A 13,156-nucleotide genomic window follows, 5' to 3' on the forward strand; every position below is an offset into this window, starting at 1 on the left:
CACTCCCATCATCCTTAACTGTCTTTACCTTGAAGCTTGGTGCTATCCACTGACCATTCTCATACTTAGCTCCACCTCCAAAATAGCTCGCTAACGTATTATTCATCGAATAAAGTTGAGAACCATTTACTGCATCAGTCGACGTTTCTGTAAGCGCTCCTGATTTTACACCTGTAAGGGTCCGCGCAGCATCACCACTATTAGCAATGTTAATGCTAGTACCACCTTTTTCCGCTCCTATCTTGATAACCTTGCTCTCTTCATCCTGCTTAACAAGACTATCACTAACAACATTGTTGATGTGATTATTAATATCCGTAACAGCATTCGTCACTTCATTATGAAGATTTGTGAAAGAACTTCCTACACCTTCAAAGGCAGCTGCAACACTATCATACTTCTTCTCTTCAACCTTATCGCCATTAGCATTCACTACGTTAACTTTGAAGTTTGGAGCTATCCATTTACCTTCTTCATAACCAGCACCACCTCCTAAATAAGTTGCAACTGTCTTATTGGTATCAAAAAGCTGACTGCCCGTAACTGCATCCGTTGAACCCTTAGAAACAGTTCCATCTAAAAGAGACGTGATTTTGCTATTGCTCTTTGCACCATCTTCACCATGAACCGCAACAAATGCCCCTTTCTCCTTGCTCCAACTCAAAGTATCCTGCGCAACGCCTTCTGAAACTTCCTTAATACGATCGTTCACATGCTTGATATTCGTATCAAGACCACTAAACGCTGTGCCAACATCACTAAACAGCTTATCTGTAACATTACCTTTTTCATCAACATCAGATAATTTATAGGTTGGTCCTGTGAAGGCTCCATTGTTAAAAGCTGCATCGCCACCAAAGAATTTTGCAACATCTTCACCAATTTTATAAATCTGTCCGCCATTAATTGCATCATGTGACTTATCACCAATCTGACCATCACCAACATTGTGGAGAAGTGTGGGAGTTTGATCTTTACCACCTAAAGTGACACTCGTATAATCAATTTCTCCCTCTGCCTTTTTATCATAGTGAACAACCGCTGAATCTTCTGACTGAAGATGATTAATCTGGTTCGTAATTTCATTTTTGATATTCGTGAATGAACTACCAACTCCTTCAAATGCAGCAGATACACTTTCATAGCTCTGCTCTTCAACTTCACTCCCATCATCCTTGACTATCTTTACCTTGAAGCTTGGAGCGGTCCATTTACCTTCTTCATAACCAGCACCGCCACCTAAATAAGTTGCAACTGTGCTTCCAAGAGAATGAAGCTGGGAACCATTGATCGCATCATGGGAATCTTCTGCAATCTTACCATCACCAACATTGTGCAGCGCTGTGAGGATTTTACCCTTACCACCCAAAGTTATATTGGCATAATCAGTCTCACCATCATCCTTCTGTTTATCATAATGAACAACCGCTGAATCTTCTGACTGAAGATGATTAATCTTGTTCGTAATCTCATTTTTGATATTCGTGAATGAACTACCAACTCCTTCAAATGCAGCAGATACACTTTCATAGCTCTGCTCTTCAACATCACTATCATCATCCTTGACTATCTTTACCTTGAAGCTCGGAGCTGTCCATTTACCATTCTCATACTTAGCACTACCTCCTAAATAAGTTGCAACAGTCTTATTTGTATCAAAAAGCTGAGAACCATTGACCGCATCCGTTGAAGTTTCAGTAATGTCTCCAGACAAAATATGCGCAATCTTGCTATCTTTTCTTGCATCGCCTTCTCCATGAGAAGCAACAAAAGCACCCTCAGCATTACTCCAATTTAAAGAATCCTTTGCAACTCCTTGAGAGACTGCCTTAATACGATCGTTCACATGCTGGATATTCTTATCAAGACCTACAAAGGCTGAACCAACATCATTGAACGAATTATCTGTTACTTCACCATCAGTAGCAACATTCGATAATTTATAGGTTGGCTGGGTAAGTGATCCATCTTTAAAAGCTGCATCTCCACCTAAGAATTTTGCAACATCTTCACCAATTTTATAAATCTGTCCGCCATTAATTGCATCGTGCGACTTATCACCAATCTTACCATCACCAACATTGTGGAGAACTGTGAGAGTTTGATCTTTACCACCTAAAGTGACACTCGTATAATCAATTCCTCCCTCTGCCTTTTTATCATAATGAACAACCGCTGAACCTTCTGACTGAAGATTGTTAACCTGTTTGGTAATCTCATTTTTGATATTCGTAAAAGATGTACCAACTCCTTCAAAAGCAGTAGATACATTCTGATAAGTCTCATCCTTCTCCTGACCATCCGCGTTAATTGTTTTTACCTTGAAATTCGGAGCTGTCCATTGCCCATTCTCATACTTAGTATCACCACCAAAATAAGATGCAACTGTGCTTCCAAGAGAATGAACCTGGGAACCATTGATTGCATCATGGGAATCGGAAGAAATTGCACCACTTCCAACATTATGCAAACCAACAGTGCCTGTTTTCGGATCTCCAAAAGTTACATTCGATTTATTACTTTTACGTGCTGATCTGATAAGCCGATTGTCATCACTTGAAACTTCTTCTTCATCATAGAAAACTGCAACAGAACGAACTTCTGCAATTTCGTCAGAAAGTTTAGTTACGTTCTCATCAAGTTGCTCTTTATTAACTGCTTCATTATCTTTTTCTGCCTTCTTCAAACCAGAAAGGATTCTATTATTACTACCCTTATCGGCAATATTAATTGTAGCGCCGTCCTTTTCTCCACCAATATTAATATGCTTTGTCTCTTCATCCCATTTAACAAGACTCTCACCTTTTACATTGCTAATCTCATTGTTAATCTGTTTGGTAATATCATTTTTGACATTGGTGATAGAAGTTTCAACTCCAGTAAAAGCTTCTGCTACTGTCTGATAATTCTTTTCTTCTTCCTTGCCTTCACCATTAACAGTTTTAAGCGTAAATGTTGGACCAACCCATGCGCCATCTTTATAACTAGCTCCACCGCCTAAGTAAGTAGAAACTTTATTATTTGTCTCGAAAAGCTGTGAGCCATTAACTGCTTCCGTCGAGTCTTGCGTAATATCTCCGGCAGCAAGAAATTTAATTTTACTATTTGTTTTTTGATCTTCTTTTTCATGCTGAGCTACAAAAGCACCGTCTTCATTGCTCCATAGTAAAGCATCGCCTTTAACTTCTTTTTTAATATCGTCTACTTTTGTATTAAAATCTTCAACAATACTCGTTAGATGATTGTTAAAATTTGTGAAGTTTGTATCAATTCCTGAAAAGGCTGCACCAACATCATTATAAGTCGCGTTTTCACCTTCTTCACCATTTTCATTGAAAGTTTTTAGCGTAAAGCTTGGAGCTGTCCATTCGCCATTCTCATATTTGGCGTTACCGCCAAAGTAAGAGGCAACTTTGTCACCCAATGAATAAAGCTGCGAACCATTGATCGCATCCGTTGAAGCTTCAGTAATGTCTCCAACCTTAAGATGTGTAATCTTGCTATCTGTTCTCTCACTATCTTTCCCATGCTGAGCACTAAAGGCATTATTAGCCGCGCTCCAAGATAAAGAATCCTGTGCAACACCTTCTGAGACTTCCTTAATCCGATCGTTCACATGCTTGATATTTGTGTTAAGTCCTACAAAGGCTGAACCAACATCATTAAAGGACTTATCTGTAACTTTACCTTCTGTAGAAACTTCAGATAATGCATAGCTTGGCGGTGTCAGTGATCCATCTTTAAAGGATGATTCTCCACCTAAAAACTTTGCAATATCCTCGCCAATTTTATTCATCTGATCACCCGTGATGGCATCACGTGAATCTTTAGCGATATTACCATTGGCAACATTATGAAGTGCAACAGGTGTAGAATCCTTACCTTTACCCAAAGTCACATTTGTATAGTCAATTTCATCCTTTTCCTTTTTATCATAATGAACAACTGCTGAATCTTCTGACTGAAGATTATTAATTTGCTTGGTAATCTCATTTTTAATATTCGTGAAAGATGTACCAACTCCTTCAAAAGCAGCAGATACACTTGTGTAGCTCTCGTCTCCAGAATTGCCTTCACCGTCAACTGTTTTAACCTTGAAGTTTGGCGCCGTCCATTCACCGTTCTCATAACGAGCATCACCTCCCAAATAGCCAGCAACCTTATCACCCAAAGAATAGAGTTGGTTACCCGTAATAGCATCTGTAGAATCTTTAGAAATATTACCATCTAAAATATGCGTAATCTTGCTATTGCTTTTTTCTTCTTTACCATGCTGTGCAACAAAGGATCCTTTATCTTCACTCCATAAAAGCGCATCGCCTTTAACTTCTTGAGAAATATCACTTATCTTTTTAGTAAAATCATTAACAACATTCGTTAAGTGATTATTCACATTCTGCATACTCGTATCAAGACCAGCAAAAGCTGAACCAACATCATTGAAACTAGTCTTCTCGACATTGCCATCTTTTGAAACATTGGAGATTTCATAAGTCGGTACTGTTAAAGTGCCACTATTAAACTTCGCACTGCCACCCAAAAATTTAGCAATATTCTCACCAATTTTGTTAATCTGTTGACCATTGATTGCATCATGTGATTCTGAAGAAATTGTGCCATCAGCAACATTGTGGAGACTAACAGCACTCTTATCTTTACCACCTAAAGTGACACTCGTGTAATTAATGCTACCATTCTTATCATCTTTATCGTAATGAACAACTGCTGAATCTTCTGATTGAAGGCTCTCAGAAAGTTTCTTCAAATCCTTATCAAGTTGCCCCTTGTTAACGGCTTCATTATCTTTTGTTGCTTCCTTCACACCAGAAAGTGTCCGCGAACCACCACTTTTGTTGGCAACATTGATTTCACTACCCTCTACCTCTTTACCAATGTTGATAACATTCGTTGCTGCATCTTTCTTAACAAGACTATCACCTTTTACATTGCTAATCTCATTATTAATCTGTTTGGTAATATCATTTTTGACATTGGTGATAGAATTACCAACCCCACTCAATGCTTCCTCTACATTCTTATAAGTCTTCTCTTCTTCCTGACCATCATCCTTAACAGTTTTAACTTTAAATGTTGGATCCGTCCATGTTTTATCTTGATAACTAGCTCCACCACCTAAGTAACTAGCAACCTTACTATTGGTCTCAAAAAGCTGCCCCCCCGTAATAGCATCTGTAGAGCCTTCGGAAACATTTCCGTCTAAAAGATGTGTAATCTTACCCGCTGACCTTGCTATCGGTTCTCCACCATCAGAAATCTCCTTTCCATGCATGGCAACAAACGCATTATCCTTTTCACTCCACAATAAGGCATCGGCTTTGACATTGGTCATGATATTATTAACTTGTTCAGTGACTTTATTCTGAACATTCGCGATAGAAGTACCAACCCCAGTCAATGCTTCCCCTACATTCTTATAAGTCTTCTCTTCTTCCTGACCTTCACCGTTAACGGCTTTTAGCGTAAAGCTTGGATCTGTCCATTTACCATTCTCATATTTGGCGTTACCGCCAAGGTAAGAGGCAACTTTGTCACCCAATGAATGAAGCTGTGAACCATTAATCGCATCATGCGAATCTTCTTTAACTTTACCATCGCCAACATTATGCAATCCAACAGTACCTTTGCTTGGATCGCCAAAAGTCACATTCGATTTATTACTTTTAGGTACTGATCTGATAAGTCGATTGTCATCATCTGAAACTTCTTCTTTATCGTAGAAAACTGCAACTGAACGCACATCTGCAATTTCGCCAGAAAGTTTATTTACATTCTCATCAAGCTGACCTTTGTTAACTGCTTCATTATTATTCACAGCATCCTTCACACCAGAAAGAATTCTATCCTTACTATTCTTATCAGCAATACTAATTGTAGCATCTTCCTTTTCACCACCAATATTAATATGATTTGTCTTATCATCCCACTTAACAAGGCTATCACCTTTTACACTCGTGATTTCATTCTTGATATCATTTTTAACATTTGTGATAGAACTACCAACGCCTGCCAAAGCTTCCGCTACATTCTTATAACTCTCTTCTTTTTCCTCACCATTAGCATTCACTGTTTTTATTGTAAAAGTTGGATCAGTCCACGTGCCATCCTCATAACGAGCTTCTCCACCTAAAGTCTTCGCAACCCCAGTACCAAATTTATGAAGCTGGCTACCCGCTACAGCATCACTTGAGGTTGCACTAATGTCTCCATTGGCAAGAGAGGTAATCTTGCTAGCTTTTCTGTCATTATCTTTCCCATGAAGAGCACTAAAGGCATTGCCATCCTTACTCCATAGTAAAGAATCCTGTGCAACTCCCTGAGATACTTCTTTAATACGATCATTCACATTCTTGATATTTGTATCAAGACCTGCAAAAGCTGTTCCAACACCTTGATAAGAACTCTTGGTTACTATTCCATCTGTAGCAATATAAGATAAGTTATAGGTTGGCTCTGTAAGAACACCATTTTTAAAGGATGCTTCTCCACCTAAAAATTTTGCAATATCTTCACCGATTTTATTAATCTGACCACCATTAATTGCATCATGGGATGCTGAAGAAATCGCACCATCCGCAACATTATGGAGAGTCGTGAGGCTTTTATTGTTACCACCAAAAGTGACACTCGTGTAATTAATGCTGCCATTCTTATCATCTTTATCGTAATGAACAACTGCTGAATCTTCTGACTGAAGTTGATTAATCTGGTTCGTAATCTCATTTTTGATATTCGTAAAAGAACTACCAACTCCTGTCAAAGCTTCCGCTACATTGTGATAAGTCTTCTCTTCTTCCTGACCTTTACCATTAACGGCTTTTAGCGTAAAGCTTGGATCAGTCCATTCGCCATTCTCATATTTGGCGTTACCACCTAAAGTCTTCGCAACCCCAGTACCAAATTTATGAAGCTGTGAGCCATTAATTGCATCGGTGGAAACTTCTGTGACTTTACCATCGCCAACATTATGCAATCCAACAGTACCTTTGCTTGGATCGCCAAAAGTCACATTCGATTTATTACTTTTACGTGCTGATCTGATAAGTCGATTGTCATCATCTGAAACTTCTTCTTTATCGTAGAAAACTGCAACTGAACGCACATCTGCAATTTCGCCAGAAAGTTGCTTTACATTCTCATCAAGCTGACCTTTGTTAACTGCTTCATTGCCTTTTTCTGCCTTCTTCACACCAGAAAGGATTCTGTCCTTACTTCCTTTATCCGCAATATTAATTGTAGCCTCTTCCTTGTCACTACCAATATTAATATGCTTTGTATCCTCATCCCACTTAACAAGGCTATCACCTTTTACACTCGTGATTTCATTCTTGATATCATTTTTAACATTTGTGATAGAATTCCCAACGCCTGCCAAAGCTGCCGCTACATTATGATAAGTTTCATCTTTTTCCTCACCATCACCGTTAACGGCTTTAACTTTAAATGTTGGATCCGTCCATGTTTTATCTTGATAACTAGCTCCACCACCTAAGTAACTAGCAACCTTACTATTAGTCTCAAAAAGCTGCCTCCCCGTAATAGCATCTGTAGAGCCTTCGGAAATATTTCCGTCTAAAAGATGTGTAATCTTACCCGTTAACTTTGCTAACGGTTCCCCACCATCAACTTCAAAATCCCTTCCATGCATAGCAACAAACGCATTATCCTCTTCACTCCACAATAAGGCATCGGCTTTGACATTGGTGATAGAAGTACCAACACCTGCCAAAGCTGCCGCTACATTATAATACGTCGCATTTTCTTCCTGACCTTTACCGTTAACGGCTTTTAGCGTAAAGCTTGGATCGGTCCACTTGCCATTCTCATATTTGGCGTTACCGCCAAAATACTTGGCCATATTCGTGGCAGCAGTATTGAAATTATTGGATAAAGTTGTTACATTTTTATTTGTTGTAAACAACTGCGAACCGGTAACAGCTTCATTTGAAGCTTCTGACAGAGAAGCACTCTTTAAACCCGTAAGAGTACGCTGTTCATTCTTTTTGTTAGTAATATCAATTTTGTCACCATCGGTTTCTTTACCAATGGTGATGTATTTTGTTTTAACATCTTGTTTCACGAAGCTACTGGCTGCGACCTGTTCTTTGACATCTTTTTCAACTTTTTGCAGTTGTCCAAAATTCACCGCATCGCTATCTTCAGTACCCTTTGCCACTCCTGTTATCTTTTTACTGCCAGCATCAATACCAGAAGTTGTGACTTTCGGACCATTCTTGATGATCAAGCCTGTTGTATCTAAAGTTACTGAACTTACTGCATCTGCTCTATCATCTGATACGCTTTCTTCCTCTAATTTTATGCTTTTTAACGTGAGATCTTTTGCTAAATCAAATTTTACGTTATTATCTTTATCGCCTTTTTTGATTGCAAAGTTTTGACTTCCAGCAGAAAAATCTATGTCACTGTCCATAACAACTGTTTTCGCATTTTTACCATCAACAGACAGTTTCCAACCGTTCTTTCTTACAACTTCTTCTAAGTCTTTTAACTGTCTAACATTCACTGCATCGGCATCTCCACTACCAGCTGCAACGCCTGTAATCTGCCTCGTTATATTATTACTAGTATTACCAACACTCACTGCACCTTTCGTACTTTTCCATTCAATTCCGGAGTTTTCTGCTGGTCCTTGCAAAAGAGAAGTATAACCTGCAACACCAGCAGCCCTATCGGATGTAGAAGTGGAACCTATAGCAACACCATCTTTAACCAACACTTTAGATTGGTAACCTAAAGCAATACTACGCTCACCTGTTACTTCTACGCCATAACCCAAACCAACACTATACCAACCTGATGCCTTTCCCTTAACACCTATAATAAGACTAAAAGGATCTGATGCCTCTGCTTCAGAACCTAAAACAATAGCGCTAGTTGCCTTTGCCTCTGCCTGAAAGCCTAGAACAAGAGAGTTGTCTCCAGTTGCATTTGCATTCGCACCAACAACAACTGAATTTTTCATATTTGCCTTTGCGTTAGAACCTAAAACAATAGTGTCAGCTGCTTTTGCCTCTGCCTGAAAGCCTAGAGCAAGAGATTTGTCCCCATTTGCCTTTGCGTTAGAACCTAAAGCAATACTTTTCTCTGCATTTGCTTCTGAATAAAAACCTATAGAAATAGCATGTTCTTTCGCTGCATATGCACGATGCCCAACAGCCGTTGTACCAAACTCCAAAGCTTTAGAAACAGCACCCAAAGCCGTTGAATAATCACCCTTCGCAGTGGTATAATCACTATCCCCGTGTGTACTCTCCTCATTATATTCAGAACCTAATGCGGTACTGCTTTTCCCCAAAGCATGCGCCATGCGACCTACAGCTATACTGTCTTCTTTTGTCGCCTGTGCCTGATCACCCATAGTTATGGCGAATTTTCCTGTTGCTTGTGCCTTGTTACCAATAGCAACACTTTGCTGACCCGCTGCATTTGCCCCTGGGCCTAAGGAAGTAGCACTTGTCCCAGCTCTTTCAAGTCCTCTTGTGCTTGCCAGACTCCTTACACTCGGTTTTGTTGGATAGTTTTCTACTGATGCGCTAGAAGCTTTCAAGGGAGATATAACATTCACATAATCATCGTCACCTGCACCAATACTTCCACTCTTAGTTGACACCTTTACGAGTCGTGATGTTTTTTGATCGCTTTTCTCCCAAAGTGTATCATTTAGGAAATTTGCATAATCACTAGAAGCTTTAACTTTTTCTGCGCCTACTTTTGCGCCTACTTTACTAAGCGCTGTTACATAACCTGCCTTAGATAAATCAGAGACATCAACATTGTTCTGACTATCATAAGCAGCAGTAATCCTTTTATCGTTCCCTTGAGAATAAACTGCTGTTGCCTTCTCCATGCTTTGAAGAACTTGTTGGTCTATTATATCAATTTTTTTCGCCAATACAGGAGACGCACTTGATAAGAGTGCAACCATTGCTGTTCCCAACGAAAGCTTTGTAAACAAAGATAAACGCCGAGAAATAAGCACAGCCTTCAAACTAGGTCTCTGTGATGTGGCTGATATTTTTTTCATAACAAACTCTCCAATGAAAAAATTTGAAAAGCATATCAAAAACATAAAAAAGACACATTTCAGTGTTAGGTACTCTCCCTACTGGTTATTGAATGGAAAGTGACAGATCAAAGTGGGAACGTTTTGAGTCTTTGTTTTCGTTTTGTAGTTGCTTTCTGTGTTGAGATCTAAATGTGGGAAATGTTTAGCTTACACAGAAATAACACATTTAGATTCTAATATGGTTTAGAGGTATTTTTTGCTTGGTGTGCTTTAAAAAGGAATTTTCCTGTATCCGAATTAAAGTTATTTCTTAAATAAGGGTCTTGTTATTTAAAAAATACTTTCAAAAGTGTTTTTTTTATTTTGGAAGTTAATAGTGTGTTTTATCTTATTAAAAAGCCGTTTTCTTAATAAAAGGTAAATTAGAACCTTTAGTAGTTAAGAAAAGTGCAAATTCTTAAGGGAGTTTGATTCCCAATATTTTTTAAGTCTAATGCAATATTTAAATACGCCTTGGTATTGTTTTTACACATTATTCTCCCGCCTTTGAATTATAATCAAAATGAGTCTTACTAATATTACTTTCTGTGTGTTTATATGCTCCCTCATAAAATAGCAACTAGAAAATAACACTTTTTACTGATTGGAGTAAAAATATATCTTTTCACATGATATGTGATATTTTTTCAACAAATTAAGAAACAATATTCTAGAAAAAATTAACGTTTATAAAAAAATTGAACAAATAAACGACTCTTTAAAGATTGTTATAGAGATAAAATACAGATTCTCATTTAAATTTTTAAATAAAAATACTTAAAAGAAAAATATATTTTCATAACTCAAGTACAATATTGCTGCTTATATATCAATTCAGCTTTAATCTTAAGCCAGCCCTTATGCCTTAATTCCCTCCTGAACTCGTTGCAGATATATTAGACTGGATCTTCCTATTTTCTGATATACAACCTGCTCTCATAATGAATGCAGATTAATTGCGCTGTACGCCCATCCTAATCGATAAACTTAAAGAGCTTAGTGCATCTTCATAACTCAAATCTATACTGCCAAGCTTATAAATGCTGCCTATCTTGATGCTTTACGGACAATAACCACAGCACAACTGGCTTTGCATTTGCTTATAGACGTTTGTTCACCTCCTTTACGTCATATGCATAAAGGTCAAATTGAAGAGAATATATAAACAATCTCTAATGAAGAGATGAAAAATTGATGCGATGATATAAAAGAATTTCATATGCCTTTGTCATAAGAATCACTAAAAGTGATTTTATCCTTTCATTTACCGGTCGTGATCCCTTTTCACATACGATAATGGCTCATATATAAGACAAAATAAACTCGAAGTATATCCGCGCATGGGGCTATTTTACGCGATTGACTAGCAAGAATAACAAATATCCCCTAATAAGGCATGAAACCTCAAAATTACAATATCTTCGATTATTATTGTAATCTCATCACCACCAATCATATGCTATATATCCGTTATAATCTGACAATTGATAATATTATATAAAGCAACGCGTGTATCTTAATTATTATTTTCAAATTATAATACTGCATTCATTAATAATCCCATTGTTATATTTTCTTTTTTCGTAAAAAAATTGCGTCATAAAATCAAATTTTGTCACGAAAAAATAAAAACCGCACTTGATAAATTAACTACTTGATTCCCAAAGAATGCCTTTTAAAAACAAAAGTCGAGAATAATATAGATTATACAAATTATTTATTAATTCTTGATACGATAAATAATTTTTTACCACATACTTACCAATGAAATACTCAAATAGACATTTTTATTGATAGTAATCCTTTATTTTCTATCGGTATCCATGAGCGATTAAAAAAATCCCTTCATCTTAATTTTAAGAGAAGGGATTTTTATATTTTTTTATCGTTAATTCAATGTGACCCTAAATCCAGCACCTATACCCCAATGACCTCCAGCACTCGTTGCAGATACATTAGAGCGGAATTTCCCATTTTCAGACATATAACCAGCACCGATAGCGAATGCCGATTGACTGCGCCATACACCCGTACCAAATGAAAAACTTAATTTCCCTGGTGTATCGTCATAACTTAAATTCGATACAGCCAATCCAATAGCCGCAGCCTGTCTTGCCTCTTTCCGGACATCCTCAACTGCATAATTTAATGTTTCAAACTTCATATCTGTATAGGCTTTGGACTCACTAACACCATTGTTGACTATATCATTGATGTGCTCATCCGTATACTTCTTCGCATCTTCAAGCACTAACTTCATCTGTTGATCCGTATAATCATGCAATTGACCTCCATTAACCGCTTCTTTCGAACCACTTTCAATCCGACCTTCCGCTAAATTATCTATCAAAACAGGAGCACTTTCATCGCCTCCAACCAACGTAACTTTATTCGTCTTATGACCAGACTCATCCTTATCATAGTTAACAGCTCCGTTCGTAACAGCACTTTCAACATCCTTAACATGTTGATCTATATTCTCTACACGCTCCTCAACAGCTTCAACTTTCTTATTCGTCTCCCAAAGTTGGCCTCCATTAACAACTTCTTTCGAGCCTTCCGATACATCTCCATCCGCTACATGCGTAATCTTACTATCAACCCCATTATGACGACCATCATAACTCCCTAATTCTTCATTCCAATTTAAGCCGTTCGAGGTAACATTCTCAGCTACATCATTAAGGCGATCGTTAATACCAGATAAACTTCCGTTAACTCCTTCAAATGCACCCGCTACGTTATCATAGCTCTTACTCTCATCAGAACTGCCATCGCTCTTAAACTGCCTTACTTGGAACTGAGGGCCTGTCCATTGACCATCCTCATACTTCGCTCCACCTCCTAAATACAGCGCTAACGTCTGATTCAACTGATACAACTGATTACCCGTAATCGCTTCTGTCGACCCCGCCGAAATGTCCCCGTCAACAAGATGGCTCAGCTTACTATTATGCTTACCATCTCCTTTGCCATGAAGTGCTACAAACGCTTTGTCATCATCACTCCACAACAGTGCATTCTGAGCAATGTTGTCTGAAAGATCATGTTGAAGCTTCGTGAAAGATTGAT

The 13,156-nt window shown here is 38.0% G+C and carries 2 protein-coding genes; both read right to left on the minus strand.

Annotation, left to right across the window (positions count from 1 at the left end; translation table 11 throughout):
* A partial coding sequence (locus tag PVV65_RS08390) for a hypothetical protein (protein ID WP_273789852.1) occupies positions 1-10,063 on the minus strand: 10,063 nt, incomplete at its 3' end.
* A gap of 1,909 nt (positions 10,064-11,972) precedes the next feature.
* A partial coding sequence (locus tag PVV65_RS08395) for a Vomp family autotransporter (RefSeq protein WP_273789853.1) occupies positions 11,973-13,156 on the minus strand: 1,184 nt, incomplete at its 5' end.

Origin of the sequence: Bartonella sp. ML70XJBT, from assembly GCF_028618425.1 — a bacterium.
Classification (GTDB): Bacteria; Pseudomonadota; Alphaproteobacteria; order Rhizobiales; family Rhizobiaceae; genus Bartonella.